The organism is Mesorhizobium sp. INR15 (genome assembly GCF_015500075.1).
Taxonomy (GTDB): domain Bacteria; phylum Pseudomonadota; class Alphaproteobacteria; order Rhizobiales; family Rhizobiaceae; genus Mesorhizobium.
This window is the reverse complement of sequence record NZ_CP045496.1, coordinates 5061963-5088471: the sequence shown is the minus strand read 5'-3', so window position 1 is coordinate 5088471 and position 26509 is coordinate 5061963. Positions and strand designations below refer to the sequence as shown.

Annotated in this window: 29 protein-coding genes; 13 read left to right on the top strand and 16 right to left on the bottom strand. The window is 61.1% G+C overall.

The genetic code is table 11. The annotated features are described in order from the left end of the window. Positions 1–171: 171 nt before the first annotated feature. Positions 172–1560 carry a Si-specific NAD(P)(+) transhydrogenase gene (sthA, locus tag GA829_RS24905; protein WP_195175243.1) on the top strand — a complete coding sequence of 463 codons (1389 nt, stop codon included), beginning with the start codon at positions 172–174 and terminating at the stop codon, positions 1558–1560. On the opposite strand, the gene GA829_RS24900 is transcribed toward sthA, so the two are convergent. The 5 genes from GA829_RS24900 to tet form a co-directional block, all read right to left on the bottom strand. Further along, entirely contained in the window at positions 1557–2666 is a 1110-nt protein-coding gene (locus GA829_RS24900) for a substrate-binding domain-containing protein (protein ID WP_195175242.1), read from the bottom strand. The genes sthA and GA829_RS24900 overlap by 4 nt on opposite strands. Then, complete coding sequence (locus GA829_RS24895; protein WP_195175241.1) at positions 2666–3283, bottom strand: 5-bromo-4-chloroindolyl phosphate hydrolysis family protein; 618 nt, start codon at positions 3281–3283, stop codon at positions 2666–2668. Before GA829_RS24895 ends, GA829_RS24900 begins: the two co-directional genes overlap by 1 nt. 3 nt (positions 3284–3286) lie before the next feature. Next, the gene (locus GA829_RS24890; RefSeq protein ID WP_195175240.1) at positions 3287–4858 is read right to left on the bottom strand and encodes a VWA domain-containing protein; all 1572 of its coding nucleotides are present in this window, start codon (positions 4856–4858) and stop codon (positions 3287–3289) included. A gap of 11 nt (positions 4859–4869) precedes the next feature. Continuing rightward, positions 4870–5949, bottom strand: coding sequence for a toxic anion resistance protein (locus GA829_RS24885; protein ID WP_195175239.1), 1080 nt, complete (start codon positions 5947–5949; stop codon positions 4870–4872). Between the two features lie 153 nt (positions 5950–6102). Continuing rightward, positions 6103–7293 carry a Tet(A)/Tet(B)/Tet(C) family tetracycline efflux MFS transporter gene (tet, locus tag GA829_RS24880; protein WP_195175238.1) on the bottom strand — a complete coding sequence of 397 codons (1191 nt, stop codon included), beginning with the start codon at positions 7291–7293 and terminating at the stop codon, positions 6103–6105. A 77-nt stretch (positions 7294–7370) separates the two neighbouring features. Here tet and GA829_RS24875 point away from each other — a divergent pair, with 77 nt between their 5' ends. Then, positions 7371–8066, top strand: coding sequence for a TetR/AcrR family transcriptional regulator C-terminal domain-containing protein (locus GA829_RS24875; RefSeq protein WP_195175237.1), 696 nt, complete (start codon positions 7371–7373; stop codon positions 8064–8066). Between the two features lie 60 nt (positions 8067–8126). Here the strand turns inward: GA829_RS24875 and GA829_RS24870 are convergent, their stop codons facing one another. After that, entirely contained in the window at positions 8127–8843 is a 717-nt protein-coding gene (locus GA829_RS24870; RefSeq protein ID WP_195175236.1) for a TetR/AcrR family transcriptional regulator, read from the bottom strand. A gap of 107 nt (positions 8844–8950) precedes the next feature. On the opposite strand from GA829_RS24870, the gene GA829_RS24865 reads away from it, so the two are divergent. After that, positions 8951–9355: a VOC family protein gene (locus tag GA829_RS24865; protein ID WP_195175235.1), complete on the top strand. Its 405-nt coding sequence runs from the start codon at positions 8951–8953 to the stop codon at positions 9353–9355. Between the two features lie 190 nt (positions 9356–9545). Here GA829_RS24865 and GA829_RS24860 read toward each other — a convergent pair whose 3' ends face one another. Then, the gene (locus GA829_RS24860) at positions 9546–10643 is read right to left on the bottom strand and encodes a LacI family DNA-binding transcriptional regulator (protein WP_195175234.1); all 1098 of its coding nucleotides are present in this window, start codon (positions 10641–10643) and stop codon (positions 9546–9548) included. Between the two features lie 153 nt (positions 10644–10796). On the opposite strand from GA829_RS24860, the gene GA829_RS24855 reads away from it, so the two are divergent. Then, entirely contained in the window at positions 10797–10940 is a 144-nt protein-coding gene (locus GA829_RS24855; protein WP_195175233.1) for a hypothetical protein, read from the top strand. A gap of 294 nt (positions 10941–11234) precedes the next feature. On the opposite strand, the gene GA829_RS24850 is transcribed toward GA829_RS24855, so the two are convergent. Beyond that, complete coding sequence (locus tag GA829_RS24850; protein ID WP_195175232.1) at positions 11235–11612, bottom strand: DUF423 domain-containing protein; 378 nt, start codon at positions 11610–11612, stop codon at positions 11235–11237. Between the two features lie 36 nt (positions 11613–11648). After that, positions 11649–12899 carry a multidrug efflux MFS transporter gene (locus tag GA829_RS24845; RefSeq protein WP_195175231.1) on the bottom strand — a complete coding sequence of 417 codons (1251 nt, stop codon included), beginning with the start codon at positions 12897–12899 and terminating at the stop codon, positions 11649–11651. Between the two features lie 177 nt (positions 12900–13076). Between GA829_RS24845 and GA829_RS24840 the strand changes: the two genes are divergently transcribed. Continuing rightward, complete coding sequence (locus tag GA829_RS24840) at positions 13077–13742, top strand: GntR family transcriptional regulator (protein WP_195175230.1); 666 nt, start codon at positions 13077–13079, stop codon at positions 13740–13742. A 103-nt stretch (positions 13743–13845) separates the two neighbouring features. After that, positions 13846–14106 carry a DUF982 domain-containing protein gene (locus tag GA829_RS24835; RefSeq protein WP_027028494.1) on the top strand — a complete coding sequence of 87 codons (261 nt, stop codon included), beginning with the start codon at positions 13846–13848 and terminating at the stop codon, positions 14104–14106. A gap of 66 nt (positions 14107–14172) precedes the next feature. Here GA829_RS24835 and GA829_RS24830 read toward each other — a convergent pair whose 3' ends face one another. Then, positions 14173–14319: a hypothetical protein gene (locus GA829_RS24830; RefSeq protein WP_195175229.1), complete on the bottom strand. Its 147-nt coding sequence runs from the start codon at positions 14317–14319 to the stop codon at positions 14173–14175. 196 nt (positions 14320–14515) lie between these two features. Here GA829_RS24830 and GA829_RS24825 point away from each other — a divergent pair, with 196 nt between their 5' ends. Continuing rightward, positions 14516–15490, top strand: a complete 975-nt coding sequence (locus GA829_RS24825; RefSeq protein WP_195175228.1) for a glycosyl transferase family 90 — start codon at positions 14516–14518, stop codon at positions 15488–15490. Positions 15491–15520: 30 nt separating this feature from the next. Here the strand turns inward: GA829_RS24825 and GA829_RS24820 are convergent, their stop codons facing one another. Further along, positions 15521–16564 carry an aldo/keto reductase gene (locus GA829_RS24820; protein WP_195175227.1) on the bottom strand — a complete coding sequence of 348 codons (1044 nt, stop codon included), beginning with the start codon at positions 16562–16564 and terminating at the stop codon, positions 15521–15523. A gap of 275 nt (positions 16565–16839) precedes the next feature. On the opposite strand from GA829_RS24820, the gene ppk2 reads away from it, so the two are divergent. Beyond that, positions 16840–17760 (top strand): polyphosphate kinase 2, encoded by a 921-nt coding sequence (ppk2, locus tag GA829_RS24815; RefSeq protein WP_195175226.1) that lies wholly within the window; start codon positions 16840–16842, stop codon positions 17758–17760. Between the two features lie 44 nt (positions 17761–17804). Here the strand turns inward: ppk2 and GA829_RS24810 are convergent, their stop codons facing one another. Both GA829_RS24810 and GA829_RS24805 read right to left on the bottom strand, forming a co-directional pair. Next, positions 17805–18449, bottom strand: a complete 645-nt coding sequence (locus GA829_RS24810; RefSeq protein WP_195175225.1) for a dihydrofolate reductase family protein — start codon at positions 18447–18449, stop codon at positions 17805–17807. 93 nt (positions 18450–18542) lie between these two features. Continuing rightward, a complete protein-coding gene (locus tag GA829_RS24805) occupies positions 18543–19238 on the bottom strand; it encodes a winged helix-turn-helix transcriptional regulator (protein ID WP_195175224.1) in 696 nt (231 codons plus the stop codon). 190 nt (positions 19239–19428) lie between these two features. Here GA829_RS24805 and GA829_RS24800 point away from each other — a divergent pair, with 190 nt between their 5' ends. Further along, positions 19429–19758: a DUF1330 domain-containing protein gene (locus GA829_RS24800; protein ID WP_195175223.1), complete on the top strand. Its 330-nt coding sequence runs from the start codon at positions 19429–19431 to the stop codon at positions 19756–19758. A gap of 38 nt (positions 19759–19796) precedes the next feature. Here GA829_RS24800 and hemB read toward each other — a convergent pair whose 3' ends face one another. Both hemB and GA829_RS24790 read right to left on the bottom strand, forming a co-directional pair. Further along, positions 19797–20828 carry a porphobilinogen synthase gene (gene hemB, locus GA829_RS24795; RefSeq protein WP_195175222.1) on the bottom strand — a complete coding sequence of 344 codons (1032 nt, stop codon included), beginning with the start codon at positions 20826–20828 and terminating at the stop codon, positions 19797–19799. A gap of 151 nt (positions 20829–20979) precedes the next feature. After that, positions 20980–21837: an NAD(P)H-binding protein gene (locus GA829_RS24790; protein WP_195175221.1), complete on the bottom strand. Its 858-nt coding sequence runs from the start codon at positions 21835–21837 to the stop codon at positions 20980–20982. A 201-nt stretch (positions 21838–22038) separates the two neighbouring features. Here GA829_RS24790 and GA829_RS24785 point away from each other — a divergent pair, with 201 nt between their 5' ends. From GA829_RS24785 to ldtR, 3 genes are all read left to right on the top strand, one after another. After that, positions 22039–23082, top strand: a complete 1044-nt coding sequence (locus GA829_RS24785) for an enoyl-CoA hydratase/isomerase family protein (RefSeq protein WP_195175220.1) — start codon at positions 22039–22041, stop codon at positions 23080–23082. Next, complete coding sequence (locus GA829_RS24780; protein WP_195175219.1) at positions 23079–23501, top strand: DUF6163 family protein; 423 nt, start codon at positions 23079–23081, stop codon at positions 23499–23501. Before GA829_RS24785 ends, GA829_RS24780 begins: the two co-directional genes overlap by 4 nt. 238 nt (positions 23502–23739) lie before the next feature. Beyond that, positions 23740–24255 carry a transcriptional regulator LdtR gene (gene ldtR, locus GA829_RS24775; RefSeq protein WP_013896002.1) on the top strand — a complete coding sequence of 172 codons (516 nt, stop codon included), beginning with the start codon at positions 23740–23742 and terminating at the stop codon, positions 24253–24255. A 103-nt stretch (positions 24256–24358) separates the two neighbouring features. On the opposite strand, the gene GA829_RS24770 is transcribed toward ldtR, so the two are convergent. Further along, positions 24359–24889, bottom strand: a complete 531-nt coding sequence (locus GA829_RS24770; RefSeq protein ID WP_195175218.1) for a hypothetical protein — start codon at positions 24887–24889, stop codon at positions 24359–24361. 353 nt (positions 24890–25242) lie between these two features. On the opposite strand from GA829_RS24770, the gene GA829_RS24765 reads away from it, so the two are divergent. Then, positions 25243–26496 (top strand): L,D-transpeptidase family protein, encoded by a 1254-nt coding sequence (locus GA829_RS24765; protein ID WP_195175217.1) that lies wholly within the window; start codon positions 25243–25245, stop codon positions 26494–26496. The last annotated feature ends 13 nt before the right edge of the window (positions 26497–26509 follow it).

The following is a 26509-nucleotide window of genomic DNA, read 5'->3' as shown; positions in this document are numbered from 1 at the left end:
CCCGCCGTCCCATGAAATGGTGAAGGCCAATCGTGGAATCAAGATCGAGCGTTGCCAGCCCCGCAAGATAGGCTGGCGCGAATCGCATTCTGAACCGGTTGAATTCGCAGCGGCGATGGCGTTAGCTTGCTGCGGCGCAACAAATGCGCTCAGGGGCAGGGACGGGGCAATATGGATTATGACATGCTGGTCATCGGCAGCGGCCCTTCCGGGCGTCGCGCCGCCGTGCAGTCGGCCAAGCTCGGCAAATCGGTGCTGGTCGTCGACCGGGGCCGGCGCCTTGGCGGTGTTTCGGTGCACACGGGAACCATCCCCTCGAAAACCCTGCGCGAAACGGTGCTTAACCTGTCCGGTTGGCGCGAGCGCGGCTTCTATGGGCGCGGCTACCGGGTCAAGCAGGACATTTCGGTCGGCGATCTGGTCGAGCGCCTGCACAAGACGCTCGACCATGAGGTCGAGGTGCTGCAGCATCAGTTCATGCGCAACACCGTGAAGAGCGCACGCGCCGCGGTAAAATTCATCGGCCCCAACAAGGTCAGCCTCACCACCGACACCGGCGACTACAGCGAGGTTGGTTTTGCCAATGCGCTGATCGCGGTCGGCACAAGGCCTCACCGGCCGCGCGACGTGCCGTTCGACAAGACCCGCGTCTTCGACAGCGACGAGATGCTGGAGCTCGACCGTTTGCCGCGTACGTTGACGGTGATCGGCGCCGGCGTCATCGGCGTCGAATACGCGACGATCTTTTCCGCGCTCGACGTGCCGGTGACACTGGTCGAGCCGCGCAACAGCATACTCGATTTCGTTGACCGCGAGATCGTCGACGATTTCATTCATCAGATGCGCGATCGCGGCATGACCATAAGGCTAGGCAGTGCGGTGAAGGAAATCCGCTCCAAGCCGGAGACTGCCGAGGTGGAACTCGCCGACGGCCGCACGATCCGCTCGGAGGTCGTGCTTTACGCAGCTGGCCGCACCGGCAATGTCGGCAGCCTCGGCCTCGACCTGGTCGGCATCGAGGCCGACTCCCGGGGGCGCATCAAGGTCGATCCACAGACCTTCCAGACCAGCGTGCCCAATATCTATGCCGCTGGCGACGTCATCGGCTTTCCAAGCCTTGCGTCCACCTCGATGGAGCAGGGCAGGGTGGCCGCCTGCCATGCTTTTGGCGTGCCGTTGCCGCCGCCGCCGGAAACCTTTCCCTATGGCATCTATGCCGTGCCTGAAATCTCCACGGTTGGTCAGTCCGAGGAGCAGGTGCGCGAGAGCGGAGCGGCCTATGAGGTCGGCGTGGCGCGTTTCCGTGAAACGTCGCGCGGCCACATCATGGGCGTCAACACCGGCTTCCTGAAGCTGCTGTTCTCGATCGAAACGCGCCGGCTGCTTGGTGCGCACATCGTCGGCGAGGGTGCCACGGAACTCATTCACATCGGGCAGGCCGTCATCAATCTCGGCGGCACCGTCGACTTCTTCGTCAACAACACCTTCAATTATCCGACACTGGCCGAAGCCTACAAGATCGCCGGGCTTGACGCCTGGAACCGTATGGGGCGCGGCTAACCTTCCATCTGCGCGAGCAGCGCCAGCATGACGTCGGCTGACGGCATCGGCAGCACGGCTTCGATTTCGGCCGGCCGCACGCCGGCGATGGCCGCATCGGCGCCACCGGTGACAGTGCCGAGCGGGCCACGAAAGCCGTGCTTCGACCAGGCGAGTTCCTGCAGCTTCGGGCTGATCAGCGCCTGCAGCAGCGGATCGACAGCCGGATCGATGACGATCAGCGGATGCGCCGAATAGACGGTCGGGCGCGGGTAGAGAATTTCGGGTTTCGCACCCGTGCCAGCCTGCACCCTTTGCCAGCGCGCCGGATCGGCAAGCGCCCATTCCACCAACTGGTTCTCATAACCGACAGCCATTGGCTCGGCGCCGAGCCCGCCTGCGATATACTGGTCGAACAGTTTTCCCGACGATGAGGACTTCAGGCCCATGCCGCGGAAGATCGCCTTGGCTTCGTCGCCGTGACGGGCAAGTAATTCCTGCGTCGCCACATCGCCGCTCATCAGGCTGAGCACCAGCCCGGCGAACATGAAGCCGGAATTCGAACGGTTCGGATCGGTGGAGACGATACGAGCCCGGCCATAGAGCTCGTCGATACCGAGGTCCGACCAGTTCTTGCCGGCCAGTATCGCATCGAGCAAGGCCTTAAGGTCGAGCTGGTTGTAGCCACCCTTGGCGGCGACAGTGACGAGCCCGCTCTTCTTCAGGCCTTCAACCACCGGTCCCCATGTGTAGATGACGATCGGCGAATTGAGCACTACCTGGTCGTTGCGGATGGCAACGCCGTTCTTGCGCGCCAGATCGACCATGATCGACGAGGACGGCCACAGGAACTGTGGTTTCTGCGACAGGAGAGCCGGCTCGCGCACCATTTCCACCGAACCGGCGACGCGCGCGTTAAGCTCGAGCCCATAGCCAGCCAGCGCGTGCATGACATCCGGATCGGCAAGAAACGCCTGCTTTTCCCCGCCGATAAAACCGGACAGATGCGCCTTGTTGCCGAGGTAGCCCCGGAATTCAGGGCGATCCTTGAGCGTCAGATAGCCACCGGTGCCGGCTGCAGCGGCACCCAGCAGGCCCAATCCGAAAGCGCGGCGCGAAATGGCCATCAGCGACCGATATCCTCTTTCAGCGACTCCTGAATGAGTCGCAGGTCCACGTCGAGCGTGCCGAGTTCGCTGTCGGCGAGACTGTCGGCATAGTGCACGAATGCATCCTGAAGTTTGGTGACCACAGAGCCGATGCTGGCCAGCCGCGCCTGGTTTGGCGCGCGGCGGTTGGCCAGCGCCGCATAGCCCTCCGCCACCTCCGCCGCCTGCGGCACGTAATAGGTGAGAAACCGCCGCACCGAAGAGGCGCTTTCCGGCTTGGCCTCGACCCGCGAGATGACATCGGCGGCGATGTCGGACAGGTTCTTCACTTTAGCCGCCATGTCCTTGTCGGGAATGGAACGGGCCGTCGCGGCCAGCCGTTCAGCCGCCGGCTGGGCTTGCGCCAGCAATTCACGCGCGAACGCCACCCGGCTGCCGCCGACAGAACCGAGGTCGAGCCCCTCGAACAGTTGGCGCGGCGCCAGCACGAACACCAGCCCGGCAAAGACCAGAGCCGCGATGATCGCCGATACCAGGAAAGGGAAATGGGTGAGAAAGTTCAGCCCGATCAGCAGCGCCGCCGAGACGATGCCCGCCGCGATCCAGTTCCAGTCATTGCCGAACAAGCCACGCATTGTTCAATTATATCCGCGTGCGGCACGAAACGCGCCAGCCAGATCGCCACTGCCGTCGAAGACACGCGCTGACGTTGCCTTGGCAAGGTTGTCGAGCTGGCTCTTGTCGGCGTCGCCGAAAGTGATGCCGAACACCGGCACTTGTACCGGCGCGCTGCGCCACTGGCTGAGGAAGAAATCGGCGCTGCCATCGGTCTTGCCGTCCGTCATGATCACGATCGCCGGCAGATATTTCGACAGATCCGGCGTCGCGGTGATCTGCTGCAGCGCTTGTTGAGCACAGGCATACATGTCGGTGCCGCCGCCGGCATGCTGCTGGGCGACCGCCGCCAGCAGCTGGCTTTGCCCAGCGGCATCGCCCGTTGCTTCGAAATTGTCGCGTACGGTGCTGTCAAACGGCAGCACGAAGATATGGTCCGACGGCGTCCATTGCACCAGCACTTCGCTGGCTTTTTCCGGCGTGAACAGGAATTGCGCGGCCGCCTGCAACTGTTTCTCGCCCTGGTCTTCCATGGAGCCTGAGAAATCAAAGCACAGCGCCGTCAGCGAAGGTTTCCGCAACGCCTCCTGATAGAGATTGAGCGCCTTGCGGATCACCGCCGGCTCCGGCATGCGGATCGATGTCACCAATTTGCCGGGATCGAAGTTCCAGTCCGGTTCGGCCGCCGCCTGGATCGCCGAGCCGCCCAGCGGCAGCCGCCTGCCGGTGTCGGCGATGCGCTTGCGCACCGCGTCCGATTGCAGATAGGCGAGCAGGTCGGTGAAGAATCTCTCGGCATCCGGGCCGCGGCCATGGTCGATGAAGCCGAGTGGCGAATCGCCGACAGCAACGCCATCTGCTGGGTAGATCGCGTAGAGCGGCTCCTTGCCCATCGCCTTTAGCTTGTCATTGGTTTCCTTCAGCGTCGCCTCATAGTTCCACATCGCGTCATAGACCGTGCCCTTGCTGGCATTGTCGACGTAAAGATCAGCGAGCCAGCCCGACGAGCCGGACGAACGCTCGACGCCCTGCAGCAAGGCGCTCACGGTTTCGCGCACGCTCGGACTGTCGAGATCGCCAGGTTCGATCACTTCCTTGCCGCCAAGCGCGCTGGACAGCATGGCAAGGTAGGCGCTGGCGCCGGAATTGGACTGCGTCGCCGAGGTCATCAGGAATTTCAGCTTGCCGTCCTTCACGGCGGCAAGGATGTCTTTCATGAAGACGTCCTTGCCGACCCAGCCGAGTTCGGTGGCCTTGGATTTGCGTACGCCCAGAATGACCGGCATCTGCGCGATCGAGGTCAGGTTGCGCACCTTGCGGCCGGAATCGAACAGGTCGACCCACACACTCGAAGCCGGCCAGACCGCGTCCTGATCAAGCCCGCCCGGCCTTTGCAGCCCAAGCCCTATGTCGAGCGAACCCTCATAGGCGAAAGTGCAGGTGGCGCCTTGCTTGGTGCAGAACTCCTGCACGATCGGCTGCAGCACGGTGTTTTCCGAGCCGGAGACGATGGAGAATTTCACATCGTTGGCGTTGCAGGCCGCCAGCAGCAAACAGAAGGCCAGCAGCAGCACGGACATCAGCGTCTTCGGCATGGCGGTTCCGATCAGGACTGGGTCAGCGCTTTCTTCAGATCGATGGTCATCTGGTCCATCTGCTTTTCGGCATCGGCCCGCTTCTGGCGGCCCTCCTGCTGGACCTTCAGCACGCCTTGCACGGTGTCGATGAGATCGCGGTTGGCTTGCGCCAGCGTCTCGACATCGACAATGCCGCGCTGCGCCTGTTCCTCGATCGAGATCGCCTGGTCCTTCATCATCTTGGAAGTCTGGCGGATCATTTCGTTGGTGGCATCGGTCACTGTCTTTTGCAGCTCGAGCGCCGACTTCTGATTGTTCAGGCCAAGCATGATGACCATCTTCTGCTTCCACGCGGGAACAGTCAGCGCCGACGTCGCCTGCAGGTTTTCGATCAGCGTCTCGTCGCCGGACTGGACGATGCGGATCTGCGGCAATTGCTGGATGCCGAGCTGGCGCGCCTGCACCAGATAGAAGACGCGCTTTTCCAGCCGGTCCAGCGCCTGCACGGCATCCTGATAGGTCTGCGCCTCCAGCGTGCCGCCGACATCGCCGCCGGCACCATCCGCTGCGGCTTTCAGCTTCGGCAATTCGTTGTTGCGATAGTCCTCGACGTATCTCTTGCCGGCCTGCACATAGGCATCGAGCTTGAGGATGGAGTCCTTGGTCTGCTCATGCAGGTCATCGAGCACGGCGATGTCGCGCCGTAGCGTATCCTTGTGCCGGTCGAGTTCGAGGCCGATGCGGTCGATCTGCCCGGCAATGTCCTCGTACTTCTCCTTGAAGCGTTCGAGCCGCGCCTTGAAAGAGCTGAACAGATTGCCGAGAAATCCTTCATCCTTCAGCGAAGCCGGGTCGAGGTTCTTGGCCTTCATGATGATGTCGGTCAAAAGATCGCCGGTGTCGCCAAGGTCGCGGTTGCGCAACTGGCCCAGGATTTTGTTGGCGTAGTCGCTGACGGCCTGCTGGGCACGGTCGCCATAGACCGAAATGCCGGCACGATCCTTGACGTCGATCGTGCTCTCAATCCTGGCGATGTCGGACGGGTTGGCAACAATTGCCGGCAATGTCGAGGTGTCGTCGAGCAGTGTGACGCTGTTCTTGTCGGCCATGCAGACCTCCCCTCAAATGAAGAGTATCTCCATAGGCTGTGTGTGACAGGCATATGTCGGTGCTGTGGATAAGCGAAGAGCTTTGACCGGCGCGGCACGCAAAACACAGCGGAATCCTGCTGGATTGACCAGAAATTGCGTCAGTGGACAAGTTTACTCAGCCGCTGTCGCCGGCGTTCGTCGGGGCAGGCTGGCGGCGAGCAGCGGCAGGCAGAGCAGGTAAAGTGATGCGCCGGCGATCCACACCAGCCCCGGAAAGACGCTGCGCGTGTGGAAATAGGTCATGCTGATGACCAGCGGACCGACCATCGAAGCAAGGCTGGACATGCTTGCCAGCACGCCTTGAAGGCGGCCTTGATGATCCTCGCCGACACGCGCGGTAAGCAATGATTGCAGCGCCGGCGCGCCGATGCCGCCGAGGCAGAACAGTGGCAGCAGCGCGAATGCCACCCAGCCCTGTGTTGCCAATGCTATGGACACATAGGCGGCGCTATCGGCGGCGATGCCTATGAGGAGCGCCCGCTTCTCGCCCCAGCGTTCGCTGATGGGTCCGGCGACGAAGCCCTGGGCGCCGGCGTGGAACAGTCCGAACAGCGTCAGCGAGACGCCGACGGTCAGCACGCTCCAGCCAAACTTGTCCTGCCCGTAGAGCACCCAGATCGTGCCGCCGATCTCGCCGACCAGGCCCAAGACGACGAAAACCCCGATCAGCGGCAGCAGCGCCGGAAAGGTCAGCGCCCAGCGAAGCGGCGCCAGCGGATTGAGCGACGGTGTTTCGCCGGCACCCCTGGCGCGCTCCGGTTCCGGCAGCAGGAAGAAGGCCAACGTCAGGTTGAGGCAGTTGAGGGCCGCGGCCGCGAGAAACGGCGCGCGCAGCCAGATTTCGCCGAGCAAGCCGCCTAGTGCCGGACCGGCGATGAAGCCGACGCCGAAAGCGGCGCTGAGATGGCCGAAACGGCGCGCGCGCTGGTCCTCCGGCGTGATGTCGGCGATGTAGGCGGACGCCACCGCCATGCTGGCGCCGGTGATACCGGCGATCATCCTGCCGGCGAACAGCAGCGGCAAGGTCGGTGCGAAAGCCATGAACAGATAGTCGATCGTGGCGCCCGCCAGCGAGATGAGCAGCACCGGCCGTCGACCGTAGCGGTCCGACAGCGCGCCGAGCAAGGGTGAGACCAGGAACTGCATGGCGGCGTAGGCGGCAAGGAACGTGCCGAAGATCCAGCCGATCTCCTTGATGTGGCCGACCTCGCGCAGCAGGCCGGGCAGAACAGGCATGATCAGCCCGATGCCGGCGGCATCGAGCATCATCGCCATCAGCACAACGGGGTAAGCTCTTTTCATCGTAATAGTCCATAATTTATCGTTGATAAGGAGCGCTTATCACTGATAAGTAGAAGTCGCAAGCTGGAGAAGCTCGGATGAAGCTGGACAAGACGCTGATCGTCACCGAGGCGTTGGCGCTGCTGAACCAGGTGGGCATCGACGCATTGTCGACGCGGCTTCTGGCGGAGCGGCTGAAGGTGCAGCAGCCGGCGCTCTATTGGCATTTCAAGAACAAGCGCGCGCTGCTCGACGCCATGAACGACGAAATGCTGAGGCGCGGGCACCGGCACCGGGCGCCACAGGCTGGCGAAAGCTGGCAGGATTTCGTCCGCAACAACGCCCGCAGTTTTCGCGGGGCACTGGTCGCCTGGCGCGATGGCGCGCGCGTTCATGCCGGCACGGAAGCCAATCCCGACAGCCTCGAGCGGTTCGAGGCCATGCTGCGGTTCCTTGTTGGTCACGGCATGCTCGCCCAGAATGCCATGCAGTTGCTGCTAGCGGTCGGCCGCTACACGGTCGGCTGCGTGCTGGAGGAGCAGGCCGACGCGCCGGAAGGGCCGGGCAGGGGCGCTGAACTCGATGCGGCGGCGCAGGCCTATCCGCTATTGAGCGCGGCCATTCTGGCCTATCGCGCCGGCGGCCACGAGGCACAGTTCGAAAGCGGTCTTGCTTTGCTGGTCGCCGGAGCGGAGGCGAGATTAATCGGCACATCTGGCGCAGAGAAAGGCCGGTCGGCGAAGGTGAGCGAGCCGGATGCGGAGCCTGTCCGGCAATGGCAGTTGCCACTCTGACAGCTTCGCTCGCCGCCTATCGCCAACGGCGGGCCGTATGTGAACTCGGGGCCTTTGGCTTCAATTCCCCTCGCGCCAGAGAAATGAGCTCCAGTCGAGTGATTTGACAGGTTTTTGAGGCTTTCGCTGCGTTGGCCCTGACGATTGCGACGGCGCGCCATAAGCGACAAGAAAGGCCTCGACCGAGACATCGGCGTGCCGTTCCAGTTCAGCCATGGAGCGCGGGTTCCTGTTTCCGGTGAACATAGCTTCGTTCATCGGAATCCAAAGAAGCATTCCAAAAAAGTGGCTGGCCGCCAAATGCGGATCGCGGGTTTGCAAAAGGCCTCGGCTTGTCAGCTTTTGAAAGCAAGAAGCCATCGTGGCAAGCATGCGCTCGAAGCCTTTTTCGTACCAATCGCGGCCAAGCCGCGGCATCCTGTCCGCGTTGGCAATGATCAAGCGTCTAAGCTTCAGTCGCTCCTCGTCCATCAGCGTCGTCATCAAACGCCGGGCAAGCTGTTGCAGGCCGCCCGCCGTAAATTCGGTATCGGAGAGCAACCTTGTCACCAATTCAATGGCATCATTGGCTTGGGCCGCGCTTGATCGGACGACATCGCCAAAGAGCGTCTCCTTGTCCGTGAAATGCTTGTAGACGGTCTGTTTGGAAACCCCTGCCTTGGTGGCGATTTCCTCCATGCTGGTACCGTCGTATCCCCCGCGGACGAACGCCGCCGTCGCGGCCTGGATGATTTCGCGATCCTTGCGTGCCGATCTCGTCTCGCCGTCGATTTCCATGTGATCCTCCAATGCCAGTACTAGACAGTTCAGTTCCCAACTGATAGTCATAAATTTCGGGTACTAGACGGTCTAGTTCTCATTGAAATGGGTAGGAATTTCAGTCCATGGCTAAGAAGATCTTCGTGAATTTTCCGGTGCGCGATCTCAAGGCGGCGACCAGATTTTACCTCGCGATCGGAGGCACTCTGAACCCGCAGTTCTCAAACGAACAGGCGAGCTCGATCATGTTCTCCGACACGATTGGCGTGATGTTGCTGACGCACGAGCACTACACCCAGTTCACAAAGCGGCCGATCGGTGACCCCAGCCGTGAGAGCCAGATGTTGGTGGCACTCACCGTTGACAGCAAAGAAGAAGTCAATGCCGCAATCGCGAGCGGCGTGGTCGCGGGTGGTCGCGCTGATCCCAATCCGCCGCAGGATCTCGGCTTCATGTTCAACCGCCACATTGAAGACCCGGATGGCAATGTCTGGGAGTTCCTGTGGATGAACCCAGCCGCGATGCAATAGCCGGCAGGGCCGAAAAGGTCGGCCTTGGCCATGAGCCTCGACCTCGGCGCCATACCGCCCGAACAGCGCCGGGCGAAGGGCGCGTAAGTGATGTCGGCCTTGCGGCGATGATCAGCAGGCACAAAGCTGGCAAACCTTCGGCTCGTCTCGGATGCTTTGCCGATTATGCGCTTTGACGCATCAGATGGTTTCAGGTGGGTGAGGGGCCGGACGAAGCCCGCACCACAAGATCGACCGGCAGCAATTGCCGGCTGAGGGAGCCATCATATTCCAGGATCGCCTTGACGGCGCGGCGGCCCATCTCGGCGATCGGCTGGGCGACCGTGGTCAGCGGCGGCTGGGAGACCGCGCCTTCAGGGACTCCGTCGAAGCCGACGACCGAAACATCGCCTGGAACAGCGATGTCGTGCCGACGCAGCCAATCCAGCGCGTGCAACGCCATCCTGTCCGACATGGCCAGGATGGCGGTCGGCTTCTCGGAACCGGCGAAGATATGATCGAGACCTGCCCACACGCTCTCTTCATTGTTGACGGTCTCGTAGATCGGCACCTGTGAGACGTCCACACCGATCCGGGAAATTTCCGCGAAGTAGCCACGCAATCGGTCGCGCGTGCCGGAGTAGAGGGCTTTCTCCACGTGCGCCTGGGTTGTGGGGCCGAAGCCGGAGTCGGCGCAAGGCAAGGCAAGCACGGCAAAGCGACGATGTCCAAGTTCGGTCAGATGCCGTGCCGCAAGGGTGGCGCCGGCGACGTTGTCGACACCGATCGCCGCGACAGAATTGTCGTCTGATTCCAGGTCGTCGAGCGCCACGAAGGGCAGCTTGCGTTCGCGCGCCAGTTCAACCAGCCGCGAGCCACCTTCAACACAGAAGACGATAAAGCCGTCGACAAGCGCGCTCTGGATGTTCCAGGCGAGCTGTTCCTTGTTGGCCGCCGAGACCAGCGAGATGCCTGCGCCGGTTGCATCGCAAGCCTGCGAGATACTGGCCATCATCACCCGCGCAAAAGGGTCGTCGAAGAAATAGGACAAAGGCTCCGCGCTCGCCACGCCGATGGCATTGACCTTGCCGGCGCGCAGCAGACGGCCCTTGGGATCCGGTCCGCCATACCCCATTGCCTCGGCCGCTGCCTTGACCCGTTCTCGGACCTCTTCGCGCACGATCTCCGGGCGGGCGAAGACGTTGGAAGCGGTGCCGTGTGAAACGCCCGCCGCCCTGGCAATGTCCGCGAGCCGGATCGGCCTTGTCTTTCCCGAGGTCAATCTCTTTCCCGAGGTCAATGGCGCCATTTTTGTCTCCTGAGCCAGCCTCATCTAACACTTTCGTTGGATCGGTTCAAATTTTCACTTGATCAAGCGGGCGTGGGCGTATACGATTGAATCGATCCAAATGGCAGGCCGCCCCGCAATTGGACCGCATCAATTATGGAAAGGAGGTGCGCTATGCATCCCGTCAATTATCTGTTCGAAGACATCTATCGCAACGACTGGAGCATCAGTTCGGCCGCATCGACCGAGAGGCGCCGTGGCAAAGCCAGTCCATGGGTTCGCGAGTTTCGCTTCCTCGTGGCACGCAAGCGCGCCTGAGCCACAGTGGTTTTTCAGATCCACAGATTGGATCGATTCAATCACTTTGCTTGGATTATTGAGGAGGCCAGATCGTGCACCCCGTCACCTATTTGCTCGAGGATATTTATCGCAACTACTGGGGCATCCCTTCGGCTCCCAGTCGACCTGAAGGTCGTCTCCTAATCAGATGGCGTGGCCGCGCCCGGGAACCGTTTGTCCAACTCAAACGCAGACTGGACTGAGTGTCCCTGAAAAGCTCTTGGCGCGCTCGACATGGGCAGGGCGCGTCCCGCCGTTGAGAGACAGGCCTGTTCAGGGGCGGGCGCTGCGCACCAGTGCGGAGGCCGCGATCAGCAGCCAACCGGCGATCAGCAACGTGCCGCCGATGGGCGCCGACATTGGGAACAGCCGCGAGCCTAGAAAGTCGCGGGCGAGCAGGTCGCCGCAAAACAGGACAAGGCCAAAAAGCAGGACAAGGCTGCTCAAGCCAAGAAACCGGTTCCTGCCGAGCAATCCGACAGCGAGAAAAACCGGCGCATGCATCAACAGGAAGGATGCCGCGGTGGAAACAAAGGCGCCGCCCATATGCGCGGCCGCGGCCGATAGCGCCACACCGGCCGCACCACAAAGCCCTCCAGCAAGAACAAGGCTACGACCGAAGCCGCCGGCGGTTTGCTCAGCTGTATTCATATCGGTAACTCCATGAATTCAGGGTGACTTGCCCGGTCAGGATTTGCGGGCTTCAATAAGCATGTCCCGCGCACGGCGTGACTGCACCAGCCAGTTATAGGCCGCTCCGCCCGCCATCAAGACGGACGTGCCGAGAAACACAGCGCGCATGCCGAAATGGCCGCCGACGTAGCCGCCGAGCAAGGGGCCGGCGACTTGCCCGACATATTGCGCCGAGATCGATAGCCCAAGCACGTTGCCACCGACGCCATCGGGAACGTTGTGCCTGATGACGCTGGTGATGCAGGGCAGCAGGCCGCCCAACGCAAGGCCCATGAGGAAGCGCAGGCCGATCAATTGCCAGCTTTCCGTGACGAAAGCCTGTGGGATCAACAGCAGTGCCGAAATGGCAAGAGCGCCGACGATGACGTTCCAGTGGCCGACACGGTCCGCGAACTTGCCGAGACGCGTGGCTGACAGGATGCTGCCCAGTGCCGCCGCCGACATGACGACACCCGATATCAAAGTTACCTGGCTCTGGTCGTTGGCCAGTTGCGCGACATAGACCGTGATGATCGGTTCGATCGACATATTGGCGAACATCAAAAGCAGCCCGGTCGCAAGCATGGCGACGATCGGGCGCTTGTCCGCAATGAGCGCCCAACCGCCCTTTCGCTTCTCGCCCTTTGCCAGTGCCGGGCGAACGTCTTCCCTGATCAGGAACGTCGTGGCGAGAAAGGCGATGAAAATGACGCCGCCCGACAGCAGAAAGATGGTGCGGATGCCGATAAATGGAGGCAGCGCGCCGCCGACCAAAGGGCCAACCAGATTGCCGGCCATAATTCCTGAGGACAACAGCCCAAGCGCCCAGCCGGAACGGTCCTTTGGCGTCTGCATTGCAACGAGGATCGTCGATCCGGATGTATAGCCGCCGGCGAAGCCGATCAGCAGGCGCAGCGCCACCAATTGCCAGACATCATGAACCATGCCCATCAGCGACATGGTGACAGCCATGCCGAAGCTGGCCCTCACCAGCATCAGCTTGCGGCCGTAGCGGTCGCCGAGACGGCCCCACAATGGCGCGACCAGGGCCGCGGCAAAGAACGTCGCGCCATAGGCGATGCCGGACCATTGCACGATGGCTGCATGCCCCTCGACGCCTAGCTGTTCGACATAGAGCGGCAGGAATGGCAGCAGAAGCGTCATCGCCACGATGTTGATGAAGGAGCCGGCGAAACACACGAACAGGTTGCGCCGCCAATAGGCGGTTTCCGTCGCGCTCGTTGGCGTTGTGCTCTCTGCCGGCATCTTTCTGTCCTGTCCGATCAGCCAGCTTCGCCGGCCGCGATTGACCGGGTTGCCCAAGAAACCATTTTGGGATACCAAGCTGGTGTCCTTATTGGACACCAAGCTGGCCGCTGTCAATGCGGCGATCCGTCTGCCGACTGGACCGGGAAATGGAACGACTGAGGAAGAGGTGGGACAGTGTCGCAGATGCAAAGTGTCGAGAAGCAGCTTCGCGAAATGATCCTGGCCCTCGAGATCGGGCCGGGCGAGCGACTGACGGAACGCTGGATCGAAAGCCGCTTCGGCGCGTCACGCACGCCTGTGCGCGCCGCATTGTTACGGTTGGAGACTGAAGGTCTGATCTGTCGCGACGGCCGGGGTTGGACTGTGTCGCCGATCAATCTGGCCGAACTGCAGCAGATCGCGGTCTATCGGGAAGCGGTCGAGGTCGCGGCTGTCAGGCTGACCTGTGCGCTGGAGGACCGAAGCGCGATCGATGTCATCGAGGCGATGCTCGAATCCTGCGACGGCAACACCCCGCGTGAGGAATGGCACCGTGTCGGCATGGATTTTCATATCGAGCTGGCGCGTCTGTCGGGCAACGAGTTCCTGTTTCGGGGCGTCCGGGACGCCATGACGAGATTGTCCCGCGCGCGCTGGCTGGAGGTCCGCGACGAGGCGGCCCTTGGCCGGGCCTGGGCGGAACACAGTGCCATCTTGGACGCGGCGCGCCTTGGTGATGCCGATGAGGCGACGCGCCGGCTTTCCGCGCATATTGTCGGCAGCCGCGAGCGATTGGTAACATCGCTCGCCAATGATCGGCGTGGTCTTCGTGCAAGGGGATTTGCAGTCGTCGCCGCATGATACTGTGGACGGTAGCGGGTTGCCCGTTCCGTAAAAGGCGGTGTCCAGACGCGAGGCCTACTTTCGGCCTCGCTTCGCGTGCGCCGATGGCGTAAGAGCGGCGATGGAAAACAACCGATTTGAAACGCCCGTGACCGTCAAGTCAGTCACGGCGGGAAGCACTCAGCTCTTGCGCACCGCGCGGGAGGCTTCCGACTACCTCCTCAACAGCTGGCCGGGCAAGCGCAGCCCCAAGCATCGCGCTGCACTACAGGCCTGTCACGATGCGTTGGCGGGCGACAAGCCCGCGATGAACGCAAGACGTGCCTTCATTGCGGCTGCGCGCGAAGTGGACGTGTTTGTCAGCGACAAGGCGCCAGCCTGAGACGACACGAAAATCTGGGGGCAACCTGGATAGAGGCACGGCCCGCGTTCGCGGGCCGTTTTGCCGTCATTCCGCCGTTTCGGTTTCGGTCTCGTCTTCTGGCTTCGAACGCTCCCGCGCGGCAACCTTGGCAGCCAGTTTCTCCGCCTTCTTGGCGGCCTTCTGCCGGTCACGCTCCTTGCGCTCCTGATCGTAGTTTGGTGCTCTCGCCATATCGGTTCCTTTCATGCCCTTGGGCTGGTGATCCTGCCTAGGAGCATTGGTCGGCAAACACAACACCGGAAAGAATGATCAGGGCCGGGCAAATCGGTTCCGCGCTGTTGTGGGCTTGCAAGATGCGCGGCACAGTGGTGTAGGAGAAGCGGTCGCTGATATCGCGGCAGCCTGTCCGTTTCCAATCAAGTGACCGATGGCCACAATTTTTCGAAATTCCACCAAGGTTTTCTACTATGCGCGAAACGTTGTCCGCGATATCGCGCCACAGGCGCTGTTTCGCCGTCGATTGGCGGGTCGGCTCCAAAAGGCCGTGCTTTCGGGTGAGCCGGTTCGCCAGCGGCTGAACTACTACAACAAGCTGCAGCACGCGTTCGTGCCGAGCCCGGCCGCTGTCCGGGTCGACAAGGTGCCGTTTTCCCCGAGCATGTATTATTACGACCTGAAGGAATTTGCCCGCTATTTCGATCCTGAACTGCTGATCGATCTGGAGTTCGGCGATGTCAGGAGCGTGCCGAGAATGCCATCGATCGTCAAGGATCGGCCAATCGTCGCCGAGAACAGCAATGCGGTGCTGTTGAAGCTCGACAAGTTTCGCCATTTCCACATGCCTGCCGACAAACTTGCCTTTACCGACAAGCTGCCAACCGTGGTCTGGCGTGGCGATCTCAACAATCCGATGCGGACCCGCTTTCTGAAAGCCGTGCGTGATCTGCCTTTCTGCGATGCCGGCTCGCCCAAACCGAGAGCGGCGGCCGAATACCGCAAGCCGTATCTCAGCATCAACCAGCAGCGGCGCTACCGCTACATCGTCTCGCTCGAAGGCAATGATGTCGCGACCAACCTCAAATGGATCATGAGCTCGAACTCGCTCTGTCTGATGCCGCCGCCGACCTATGAGACATGGTTCGCGGAGCAGCGGCTTGAGGCGAACGTCCACTACGTGCCGCTCGAAGCGGATTTCTCGAATCTCGGCGAATGCGTGCGGCATTTCGAGCAGCATCCGGCGGAGGCGCAACGCATCATTGCCGCGGCGAATGCCTATTGCACGACATTCGCCGACGAGCGCGCCGAGCAAGCGATCTCCTTTCTGGTGCTCTACAAATATTTCGTGCTCAGCGGCCAAATCGAGCCGGATGCTGACGTCTGGCGTTACATCAGCGGCAGTTGACCGCGAACATTCCGCTTTCCTGAATTCTGGTCAGACGCCACTGCGATCCATAACCAGGTCGGCGGCGCCGAACCGGTCTTTCGCGGTCATTTGCTGGTGCCAGTAGGGATAGAGCACCGGCGGCCGGCTGACGGCGTCGAGGCGGCTGCGTTCGTCATCGGCCAGAACGAGACCTGCCGCCGCGATATTGTCCTTGAACTGCGCTTCGGTCCTGCCGCCGATGACCAGCGAACTGACGGCGGGCCGTCCGAGCAGCCAGGCAAGCGCCACCTGCGCCGCCGACACGCCGTGCGCGTTGCCGATCTCGGCAAGCACGTCGACGATCCGCCACAGCCGGTCCTCGTCGCGGATCGGCGGTTCCGACCAGCCGCTGAGCTGCCGGGCGGTCGGACTGTCACGATTGTATTTGCCCGACAGCAAGCCGCCGGCAAGCGGGCTCCACACCAGCACGCCAAGCCCCTGGTCGACCGAGATCGGCAGCAATTCATACTCCGCCTCGCGCGCCTCCAGCGTGTAATGGATCTGCTGGGTCACAAAGCGCGGCTGATGCTGGCGGTCGCTGATGCCCAGTGCCTTCATCACTTGCCAGCCGGAATAGTTTGAACAGCCGACGTAGCGGATCTTGCCTTGGGCGACCAAAGTGTCGAGGGCGGCGATGGTTTCTTCCAACGGCGTCACCCCATCCCATTCATGCAGGAAGTAGATGTCGATGACGTCGGTTTTCAACCGCTTCAGGCTCTTCTCACATTCGCGGATCAGGTGATGGCGCGACAGGCCTTCGTCATTTGGCCCTTTGCCGATCCGCATCCGCGCTTTCGAGGCGATCAGCACATCACCCTTGCGCTTGCCGCCCAAGGCCTCGCCGATGATTTCCTCGGACAGTCCGTTCGAATAGACATTGGCGGTGTCGATGAGGTTGATGCCGGAATCGATGCAGAGATCGATCATCCGGCGTGCTTCGTCGAGGTCGGTCTTGCCCACCGCCGAGAAAGCTCCTGCGCCGCCGAAGGTCATCGTACCCATGGTCAGGGTCGAGATTTTCAGGCCGGAACGGCCAAGCGTGCGGTATTCCATGTCAGTCCTCGTGATTGCATCGGGGAAGGGAAGCTCGGACGAGCTTGACCTATTTGTATGACAATTTGTGCGGTTTGTCGCCCTCGGCAGGAGAACGCGAGCGCATTTCTGCAAAACCGGATCCTGGCCGGCAGATCAGCCTGCTGCAATAAAACCGTCATTGCCGGCCTATATCTAGTCGGCTCAGGGCGATCCTGAACGCGGCCGGCCGGCCGTCGTTTGCGGCCGCCCGGTCATTGCCGACGGGTGGCAGCTTGCAGGTGGAGCAGCACGAGATGAACGAATCCAAACCAAAGTCCGGCGCCAAGGACTGGCTGGAAGCCGAACTCGCCGACACGCTTGATGAAGACTATGAGCTTGAAATGTCGGAGCCGGCGCTGTCGCTGGAGATCGCCAAGATCTACAAGAACGCCCATCCGCCTTCGATCGATCGCCTGCAGTATTTTCGCGACCTGATCACGCTGCAATCCGAGTTGATCAAGCTGCAGTCGTGGGTCGCCTATCACAAGAAGAAGCTGGTGGTGATTTTCGAAGGCCGCGACTCGGCCGGCAAGGGGGGCGTCATCAAGCGCATCACCCAGCGTCTCAATCCGCGTATTTGCCGTGTCGTCGCGCTGCCCGCGCCGACCGAGCGCGAGAAGTCGCAATGGTATTTCCAGCGCTATGTGCCGCATCTGCCCGCTGGCGGTGAGATCGTGCTGTTCGACCGCTCCTGGTACAATCGTTCCGGCGTCGAGCGCGTGATGGGCTTTGCAGGACCCGATCAGGTCGAGGAATTTTTCCACGACGTGCCCGAGTTCGAACGCATGCTCGTCCGCTCAGGCATCACGGTGGTCAAATACTGGTTCTCGATCACCGACGAGGAGCAGCAGATGCGCTTCATGATGCGCATCCATGATCCGATGAAGCAGTGGAAACTGTCGCCGATGGATCTGCAGTCGCGCGTGCGCTGGGAACAGTACACCAAGGCCAAGGAAGAGACTTTTGCCCGCACCAACATTCCGGAAGCGCCATGGTACATCGTTGAAGGCAACGACAAGAAACGGGCGCGTCTGAATTGCATCGACCATCTCCTCAAGCAACTGCCTTACGAGGAGGTGCCGCATGAGGACATCACGTTGCCGGAGCGCGTCTTCAATCCGGAATACGAGCGTCAGACGCTGCCGCGCGATCTCTACGTGCCCGAGAAATACTAAGGCCGAGGCGAGGTGGCCGCGGCAGGCGGCCACCTCGGCGCATGCTATGCCCGTTTGATGACGACGTGCGTAGCGAGCGGCGTCGCCACCTGTTCGGAACATTGATAGCCGAGCTTTGGCAGGTCCAGCCCCTGGAGAAGGTTCTCGCCGGCGCCAAGCAGGACCGGCGAGATCGCCAGATGCATCTCGTCGATCAGCCGTTCGCTGAGATACTGGCGGATGGTGGAAACGCCGCCGCCCACTCTCACATCCTTGCCGGCTGCTGCTGCTTTCGCCTTTTCGAGCGCGGAGTGAATGCCGTCCGTGACGAAGTAGAAGGTGGTGCCGCCTTCCATCACGATTGGCTGGCGCGCATACTGCGTCAGAACGAAGACCGGTACATGGTAGGGCGGGTTATCGCCCCACCATCCTTTCCAGCTCTCGTCTTGCCATGGGCCGCGAACCGGTCCGAACATATTGCGACCGAGGATCCACGCGCCGACGTTTTCGAAACTGCGCACGGCGAAATCGTCGTCTGGGCCAGTCGCGCCGCCTTCCTGGCCGAACATCTTGCGGAAGGTTACGGTGGAAAAAGCCCATTTGTGCAGCGCGCCGCCGCCGATGCCGAGTGGATTTTCGAGATCCTGACCGGGGCCAGCACCGAAGCCGTCGATCGACAGGCTGAAAGCATTGACGCGAAGTTTGGACATGAAAGCCTCCTCTAACCGGTTGTTTTACGCAACCGGTTTCGGATAGCAATACTGATTATGATTTGCAAGCGGTATTGCTGGTTGTTCAACTGGCTAGGCTGCCGCCCGTTTGGGCATAACCGCAAACGGGCTGAGACCGAGCCATGTCTGCATCTTGCCGGCGACATCGAGATCCCCCGTCAGAGTAATCCTCTCGCGTTCCTTGTGGACCGTGGTCAGCCCCATCCAGATCGACGTCATCGTGCAGAGATCGGTCGAGACATAGAGATCGACGTCGAACCCTGGATCATACCAGCAGAGGTCGACATCGCCATGCTTCTCAACGATCAGCCACCAGGACCGTTTTGATGCCGGCAGATCGTGATACAGGAATTGTATCACGGTGCGCCCATCAGGCAGCGGACTGGGGTTGAGGTTGCGCCGCATATCCCACATCAGCAGCGATGGATCGAGGTTCTTCAGGGACAGTCTGGCCTCGACCCATTTCTGGCCCCAGAACCCCATCGCTTCGATCACCGGGCGTAAGTCCTTGCCGGCTTCGGTCAGCCGATATTCGAACACGCCCGGCTCGGATTTGATCTCGACCCGCTCGACAATGCCGCCTGCCTCCAGGTCCTTGAGCCGTTGTGACAGAAGGGTTGGCGACATTTTCGGGACGCCGCGGCGCAGGTCGTTGAAGCGGGTCGATCCCGCCACCAGTTCGCGCAACAGCACCATGGTCCAGCGTGTGCACAGCAGCTCCGCGGCCATGGAGAGCGGGCAAAATTGCTTGTATCCGGCTTGCGTCATGTGGCGACCTCCAACTGAGATTGCCTGACCTTAGTCAGAAACCCGTTGGCCGGCCAGTACAGAACCTGTACCGGCCAGCCATCGCAGCCCTGGTACAGTTCGGTGACTGGAGCGCTTCGCCACCTCCATGCGAGGCAGTCGTCACGTCACCGGGCTGTCCGGTGCCGACTTGCAACCATGGAGACTGAGAATGACCGTTTATATCATCGCCGACATCAAGGTGACGGACGACAAGTGGGTGCCGGCCTATGCCGCTTCGGTGCACGACCTCGTGCACAAGCATGGCGGCCGGTATCTCGCGCGCAGCGGCAATGTGAAGACACTGGAAGGCAAACCGCTGGAAACCAGCCTGATCGCGCTGATGGCGTTTCCTTCGGCTGCCGCGGCCGAGGCTTTCACCAGCGATCCGCTCTACGCGCCTTATATCGCCGCCCGTCAGAGCGGCAGCGAAAGCCGCTTCCAGCTGATCGACAACACCGATCTCGCGGGAACGATCCCTTACTTGCCCAAGGCAGCGTAAGATCTGGCCGGAGCGTTACGGAGCGGCGTTCCGGCCTTCTATCCCTTCAGCATTTCCGCCACTTCAGGCGCGAAATAGGTCAAGATGCCGTCGCACCCGGCGCGCTTGAAGGCGAGCAGCGATTCCAGCATGGCTTTTTCGCCGTCGATCCAGCCATTCGCGGCGGCGGCCTTGATCATCGAGTACTCGCCCGAAACCTGATAGGCGAAAGTCGGCATCTGGAACTCATCCTTCAGCCGGCGGATAATGTCGAGATAGGGCAGGCCGGGCTTGACCATGAGCATGTCGGCGCCTTCGGCGATGTCCTGCTCGGCCTCGCGCACCGCTTCGTCGGAATTGGCGTGGTCGAGGTAATAGGTCTTCTTGTCGCCCTTGAGCAGGCCGGCGGTACCGACCGCCTCGCGGTAGGGGCCGTAGAAGGCCGAAGCGAATTTCGTCGCGTAGGACATGATCGCCACATCGGAAAAGCCATTGGCGTCGAGAGCGTCGCGAATGGCGCCGATGCGGCCATCCATCATGTCCGATGGGGCAATGATGTCGGCGCCCGCCGCGGCCTGGATGACGGCGGCGGCGGTCACTTGTTCCACCGTCTCGTCGTTGACGATGATGCCATCGCGCAGGATGCCGTCATGGCCGTGCGAGGTAAATGGATCGAGTGCGGCATCAGTGATGATACCGATCTCCGGCACCGCGTGTTTGATGGCGCGAGTGGCACGATTGATGATGTTTTCGGGGTCAAGAATGTGCGAGCCGGTCTGGTCGCGGAGACCAAGTTCGACATTGGGAAAGGTGGCGATTGCCGGAATGCCAAGTTTTGCCGCACGCTCGGCTTCCTTGATGGCCAGGTCGAGCGACAGCCGGAAGACGCCCGGCATGGCAGCGATCGGTTCGCGCACATTTGTGCCGTCGACGACGAAGATCGGCCAGATCAGGTCATCGACGGTGAGGCGGTTCTCCTGCACGAGGCGCCGCGACCAGTCAGCCTTGCGCATGCGGCGCAGACGGCGGCTGCCGGTGATCTCATCGACGCTGCGCGCGCCGGCAGGTTTTGCGGGGGTAAACTTGTTCATGGCCAAAACTCCGGATCAACGGCTTTTTATCACGAGCCCTTGCCGCTGACCAATGCGACACGATTGTGCCAGCGGTGCTGTCCTGTCAGGGCTGGCCGTGACAGATCACAGTTCACGGCATCAGTTGTCAGGCTGCATCCGCTCCCGAAATTCAGTCGGACGCGGCATCCCGAACAAATCTCTCAAAGCTGGTTGGAGAATGACCGGTCAGACGCTCGTATGCGTCAGTGGCGCGTTGATAGCGGCCCTCGGCGATCGACCGGCACAAAGTCGAATAGGCATGCGGCCATGGGTCTTTCATCTCGGCCGATGCACGTTGGAGAAAATCGGCGGGCGAACAGGGGATGAAACGGAGAGGGCGAGCAAGGGCTGAGGCCGCGACCTTGGCGAAGTCATGCAACGACAGTGATTCTGGCCCCGTCAGCTCATAAATCTTTCCGGCATGTTTGATCGGCGATGTGGCAACGGTCGCCAACGCCAATGCCACGTCATCTCTCGATATCGCCGCGATCTGTCCTGCGCCCGTCGGCAGCGAGAGGGTTCCGGTCAGCAAGGCGGGTTTGATCCATTCGTTGAGCACCAGATCCGAATAGAGCCCGCATCTCAGGATCGTCCAGGCCAACCCGCTCTCGCGCAATCCGCGCTCCGCATCGCGATAGACAGGCGTGAAGTAGAACGGCGATTGTGCGTCGATATCGATGATGCTGGTGAAGACAACTGACCTAATCTTTTGCGAAACGGCGGCTTCGATGACATGCGCATGGTGTCGAAGCATGTCCCGGGCCGTGACGTCGCTCGAGACGAACAGCAATGTCGTGATGCCGTCGAAGGCCCGCCGCAAACTCGCGGGGTCGTCGTAGTCGGCGACCCGCAACGGCGTTTGGGCGGGCAAGCCGGCCCCACGCCTGTCGACGTTCCTGACCATCCCAACCGCCGGCAAGCCTTGGCGCAGCAGCGCGGCAAGCGCCTTTCCCCCAACATATCCCGAAGCGCCGGTAACAAGGATCACGCGTTGGCCCTTCCGCTCATAGTGTCCGAGATGGGTAGGTTTGCCTTCGCTTGCAACTGCGCTCGTCCTGTCGGAGAGGCAAGGATGCCTCTTTGTTTAAAGGCCAGATGCACCCACGGCGATTGGCCCTGGCATTGACGCACCCATGCGCCAGCTTTAGCACTTCAGTCCCGGCGGCGCGGGGGAGGGGATTCTCTGACGATGGATTTTGGCGGTGGCGATGAGATCCGCTTCGAGCGGTTGGGCCGGGCAGGTGTCGTCACCCTGACGCGGCCGCAGGCGCTCAATGCCCTTACGCACCGCATGGTCAAGGCGCTGGACAAGGCATTGCATGCCTGGGATCGCGATCATGAAGTCAATGTCGTCATCGTCAAGGCCGAGGGCCGGGCGTTTTCGGCCGGCGGCGACATTCTCCATGTCTATGAGACCGGCCGGGCGGGAAAACCGCCTGTCGACTTTTTCGCTGACGAGTATCGCTTGAACGCCCGTATCGAGCGTTTCAAGAAACCCTATGTCTCATTGATCGACGGCATCGTCATGGGCGGCGGCGTTGGCATTTCCTTCCACGGCTCGCACCGGGTGCTGACCGAGAACGCCCAGTTCGCCATGCCGGAAGTCGGCATCGGCTTTTTCCCGGATGTCGGCGGCAGCCACCTCTTGCCCGATCTTGGCGGCAGCTTCGGCATGTATCTGGCCCTGACCGGAAATCGCATCCGCTATGGCGACGCGCTTTGGTCGGGCCTTGCGACGCACACGATCAAGGCCGAGGATCAGGCCGGCTTTCTCGAACGCGTGATAGACACCGGCGATCCGGAATCCGTGCTGCGCGGGTTCTTCTTTCCCGCGCTGCGCGAAACGGACAGGCCGACGCTGGACGCAATCTCCAGGCATTTTTCGCAACCGTCGCTCGACGGCATCATTGCCAGCCTCGAACGGGCAGCGGCCAGTGACGACTTCGCGGCAAAGACGCTGGCGACAATCAGGTCACGCTCACCGACCAGCCTGCGCGTCGCCTGGCGCCAGATCAGTGCCGGCCAGACGCTTTCGATGAATGCTTGCATGAAGATGGAATTCCGCATCCTCAACCGCATGCTTGCGGGCCACGATTTCTACGAAGGCATCCGCGCTGTCATCATCGACAAGGGGTCGACACCGCAGTGGCGGCCGGCAAACCTCGGTGAGGTCAGCGATGCCAATGTCGATGCCTATTTCGCCTCGCTCGACGAACGGGAACTGGAGCTGTGAGCGAGGCCGCGTCCAGGCGCATCGTGCTGCAGCCCTCAGGGGTCGAAGTGATCTTCGCCTGGTTCCAGCGTGTGGTCGCTGGCTACTGCCTGCTGTTCGGTATCCTCTACTGGATCAAGCTGATCGGTTTTTATCCTGGTCCGCTATGGCGTTTCGATCTCATGCCGGTGCACTGGCAGGTGGCCGCCGTGCTGCTCGCCGTGTTTTTTCCGTTTGCCGCCGCCGGTCTGTGGATGCTGGCGTCCTGGGGGCCGGTGATCTGGTTCATTTGCGCGGTAACCGAGACGGTGATGTATGCCGGTTTTCCCGAGCTTTTCGGGCATAGGCTGCTGATTGTCGCTTCGCATATCGCCGTGGCGCTGCTTTACATCGTCTTTCGCGTTGTCATCTATATGCAGAAACGGCCAGTGCGGGCGTAAGCCCCTGTGCTTATTGAGGATCTGGCCGCCCTGGGGTTTTGCCACCGAAATCGTTGGCTAAATCTTTAGGTTAATTATCCTTACTCGGGTGACCGATCGTTAAGCCTCTTCCGAAACCTCTTACCGGTAAGCTCTTGTTAGCCCTAGCGTTTAAGTCGAATTTTATGAGTATTCGATAGTGTCGCGATCAAGGTGAAAAACAAAAAATCACCAGGGCGACAAACGAGAGGCAAAGACAATGATCAATTCGCGTCCGGCGGCGAAGACCGCCAACGTATCCGACGACCGCCGCGAGGCAATCCGTTCGTTGTACATGGAATCGCTGCAGCTTGTTGAGCGGCTGCACCGCCGCCTGCTTGATGTGATCAAGGACGAATTCGACCGCAACGGCCGTTCCGACATCAATGCCATCCAGGCGCTGCTGCTGTTCAACATCGGCAATTCGGAGTTGACCGCCGGCGAGTTGCGCTCGCGGGGCTACTATCTCGGCTCCAACGTCTCCTACAACCTGAAGAAGCTGGTCGATCTCGGCTTCATCAACCATCAGCGCTCGCGCATCGACCGTCGTTCGGTTCGCGTTTCACTGACGCCGAAGGGCAATGAAGTGGCGGATGTTGTCGCTGGTCTCTACGAGCGTCACGTCGGCTCGATCGAGCAGGTCGGCGGCATCAACACCGACGAATTCAAGCAGATGAATCGGGCTTTGCAGCGGCTCGACCGCTTCTGGAACGATACCATCGCTTACCGGATGTGAGCGCCAGATACCGAGAAGCCGCGCCGAAGCAGCGCGACCAGGAACGGATCTCAATCGTGGGCCGGTGTCGAAAGACGCCGGTCCTTTTTCTTGTTGCATCCGGCTACCGTTTCAGCGGGCAGAATTTTTCATGAAAATAGGCGAGGGCCTGGTCGGCTTTGTCGGGTGCTCCGAAGAATGGCCCGATGTTTTCCGGTTCCCGCGTCAAGTCGCAGGCGCCATCCGTATCCGTCGTGCACTCCTTCATCAGCCCTTTCAGTTCGACATATTCGGGGGCGTTGCTCGAGACAAAGCTGGTGACGGCGCCCAACTGCAACTTGTAGGTCAGGCGAAAATAGATTTTGCCATCTTCCTCATATTGCTGTTCGGCACTGTAGGTGCAGTCGTCGAGCCGGGTGATGATGAAGCGCAGCGTCTCCAGTTTGTCGCCGACTTCGCCTTTCCCGGTGCTGGTGAAGATCGCGGGCGACCTGGAAACCCGCTTCAGCGGCTCTTCGATCTGCTGCCCGTATCTTGGGTGCACGCCCTGTTCGAGTCCGTGCGCGAAATAGGCGACGGTTTCCTCGGCGGTAGGAGGGTGGCCAGCGCCTCCGTCCAGGCCGAACGCCGCGACCACCGCAATGACACCAAACATGGCTTTTCCTCCGGGTCGCATCTGTGTACATCATCAAAGGCGATCGGTTCACGGATATGTGCGACCTGGTGCCAAAAAGCACACGCCTTCGCCTTTCGGGACCTCGGTCGGCCCAAAACGCGGCCAAGGTCACGTTGCCGCCATATTCCAATGGAACCGAGGAAGCCGGTGATGCTGCGGTGAAGTCCGTGCGTTCATCTGGAACCCAAGTCGCGCCAACGCGTTTTCACGCCGAAGTGACACGGGACATGGTTGGCTAATTGTTAACAATGCCAACTTTAGAGTACGGGCGAGATAGCCCGATGAACGAACGCAGCAGTGGTCTAATTGCTACAAAAATGTCTGGAACGTCCATGAAAACCAGCCGCCGTCTCTTCCTTTCCGGAGCCTCCGCGCTCGCAGCCGCCGTGGTTGCTGGCAGTGCGAACGCTCAGGACGTGATTGGGGATATCCTGAAATCCTCGGCCCGTGGCAATTGGGACGACCAGTTCGATGCCCGCGCCAGCGAAGGCGGCAAGGTCGCGTCGACGCTGCCGATCTTCAGCCCACAGACCGTTTCCTTCACCGAACAGGCGATTACACAATACCAGAACATCGTCGCCCAAGGCGGTTGGCAGCCGGTTCCGGACACCAAGAAGCTGATGCTTGGCGTAGATGATCCTGACGTCGTGCCGCTGCGCAAGCGCTTGATGGTTTCCGGTGATCTGGCGCAGAGCGCCGGCATTTCGACAGCCTTCGATTCTTATGTCGACTCGGCGGTCAAGCGCTTCCAGTTGCGTCACGGCCTGCCGGCCGACGGCTCATTGGGCAAATACACCTATGCGGCAATGAATGTTTCGGCGCAGGTTCGGCTTGGCCAGTTGCAGACCAATCTGCAGCGGCTGCGCGAGAAGGCCGGCACGCTCGGCAATCGCTATGTGCTGGTCGATATTCCGGCCGCGCAGATCGAGGCGGTCGAGAACGATCGCGTCGTGCTTCGCCATACCGCCATCGTCGGCAAGATTGATCGCCAGACGCCGATCGTCAATTCCAAGATCAACGAGATCATCGTCAATCCGTATTGGAACGCGCCGGTCTCGATCGTGCGCAAGGACATCATTCCGCTGATGCGGAAGAATCCGAGTTATCTGAAGGACAGCCATATTCGCTTGTTCGCACCGGATGGCAGCGAGGTCGATCCGCTGAATGTCGACTGGTCGACCGACGATGCAGCCAAGTACCGTTTCCGCCAGGATCCGGGCGCCGGCAACGCGATGGCCTCGGTCAAGATCAATTTCCCGAGCCCGGACGGCGTCTACATGCACGACACGCCGCAGCAGAGCCTGTTCGGCAAGATGATGCGCTTTGATTCCTCCGGCTGCGTGCGCGTGCAGAACGTGCGCGATCTCGTCACCTGGGTGCTGCGCGATACACCTGGCTGGGATCGCCAGCATTTCGAAGCGGCGATCAAGACCGGCGAAAATACGCCGGTGCAGGTCACCAACCCGGTGCCAGTCCATTTCCTCTATCTCTCGGCCTGGTCGACAGGTCCGGGTGTGGTGCAGTTCCGCGATGACGTCTACGCCCTCGACGGGGCCAATGAGCTACAGATCACGTCTTCGCTCTAAGTATCTGATTATA

Excerpts from the sequence above, each read along its gene's own strand:
- sthA (WP_195175243.1), top strand. The coding sequence starts at position 172 with ATGGATTATGACATGCTGGTCATCGGCAGCGGCCCTTCCGGGCGTCGC.
- GA829_RS24900 (WP_195175242.1), bottom strand. The coding sequence starts at position 2,666 with ATGGCCATTTCGCGCCGCGCTTTCGGATTGGGCCTGCTGGGTGCCGCT.
- GA829_RS24895 (WP_195175241.1), bottom strand. The coding sequence starts at position 3,283 with ATGCGTGGCTTGTTCGGCAATGACTGGAACTGGATCGCGGCGGGCATC.
- GA829_RS24890 (WP_195175240.1), bottom strand. The coding sequence starts at position 4,858 with ATGCCGAAGACGCTGATGTCCGTGCTGCTGCTGGCCTTCTGTTTGCTG.
- GA829_RS24885 (WP_195175239.1), bottom strand. The coding sequence starts at position 5,949 with ATGGCCGACAAGAACAGCGTCACACTGCTCGACGACACCTCGACATTG.
- tet (WP_195175238.1), bottom strand. The coding sequence starts at position 7,293 with ATGAAAAGAGCTTACCCCGTTGTGCTGATGGCGATGATGCTCGATGCC.
- GA829_RS24875 (WP_195175237.1), top strand. The coding sequence starts at position 7,371 with ATGAAGCTGGACAAGACGCTGATCGTCACCGAGGCGTTGGCGCTGCTG.
- GA829_RS24870 (WP_195175236.1), bottom strand. The coding sequence starts at position 8,843 with ATGGAAATCGACGGCGAGACGAGATCGGCACGCAAGGATCGCGAAATC.
- GA829_RS24865 (WP_195175235.1), top strand. The coding sequence starts at position 8,951 with ATGGCTAAGAAGATCTTCGTGAATTTTCCGGTGCGCGATCTCAAGGCG.
- GA829_RS24860 (WP_195175234.1), bottom strand. The coding sequence starts at position 10,643 with ATGGCGCCATTGACCTCGGGAAAGAGATTGACCTCGGGAAAGACAAGG.
- GA829_RS24855 (WP_195175233.1), top strand. The coding sequence starts at position 10,797 with ATGCATCCCGTCAATTATCTGTTCGAAGACATCTATCGCAACGACTGG.
- GA829_RS24850 (WP_195175232.1), bottom strand. The coding sequence starts at position 11,612 with ATGAATACAGCTGAGCAAACCGCCGGCGGCTTCGGTCGTAGCCTTGTT.
- GA829_RS24845 (WP_195175231.1), bottom strand. The coding sequence starts at position 12,899 with ATGCCGGCAGAGAGCACAACGCCAACGAGCGCGACGGAAACCGCCTAT.
- GA829_RS24835 (WP_027028494.1), top strand. The coding sequence starts at position 13,846 with ATGGAAAACAACCGATTTGAAACGCCCGTGACCGTCAAGTCAGTCACG.
- GA829_RS24830 (WP_195175229.1), bottom strand. The coding sequence starts at position 14,319 with ATGGCGAGAGCACCAAACTACGATCAGGAGCGCAAGGAGCGTGACCGG.
- GA829_RS24825 (WP_195175228.1), top strand. The coding sequence starts at position 14,516 with ATGGCCACAATTTTTCGAAATTCCACCAAGGTTTTCTACTATGCGCGA.
- GA829_RS24820 (WP_195175227.1), bottom strand. The coding sequence starts at position 16,564 with ATGGAATACCGCACGCTTGGCCGTTCCGGCCTGAAAATCTCGACCCTG.
- ppk2 (WP_195175226.1), top strand. The coding sequence starts at position 16,840 with ATGAACGAATCCAAACCAAAGTCCGGCGCCAAGGACTGGCTGGAAGCC.
- GA829_RS24810 (WP_195175225.1), bottom strand. The coding sequence starts at position 18,449 with ATGTCCAAACTTCGCGTCAATGCTTTCAGCCTGTCGATCGACGGCTTC.
- GA829_RS24805 (WP_195175224.1), bottom strand. The coding sequence starts at position 19,238 with ATGACGCAAGCCGGATACAAGCAATTTTGCCCGCTCTCCATGGCCGCG.
- GA829_RS24800 (WP_195175223.1), top strand. The coding sequence starts at position 19,429 with ATGACCGTTTATATCATCGCCGACATCAAGGTGACGGACGACAAGTGG.
- hemB (WP_195175222.1), bottom strand. The coding sequence starts at position 20,828 with ATGAACAAGTTTACCCCCGCAAAACCTGCCGGCGCGCGCAGCGTCGAT.
- GA829_RS24785 (WP_195175220.1), top strand. The coding sequence starts at position 22,039 with ATGGATTTTGGCGGTGGCGATGAGATCCGCTTCGAGCGGTTGGGCCGG.
- ldtR (WP_013896002.1), top strand. The coding sequence starts at position 23,740 with ATGATCAATTCGCGTCCGGCGGCGAAGACCGCCAACGTATCCGACGAC.
- GA829_RS24770 (WP_195175218.1), bottom strand. The coding sequence starts at position 24,889 with ATGTTTGGTGTCATTGCGGTGGTCGCGGCGTTCGGCCTGGACGGAGGC.
- GA829_RS24765 (WP_195175217.1), top strand. The coding sequence starts at position 25,243 with ATGAAAACCAGCCGCCGTCTCTTCCTTTCCGGAGCCTCCGCGCTCGCA.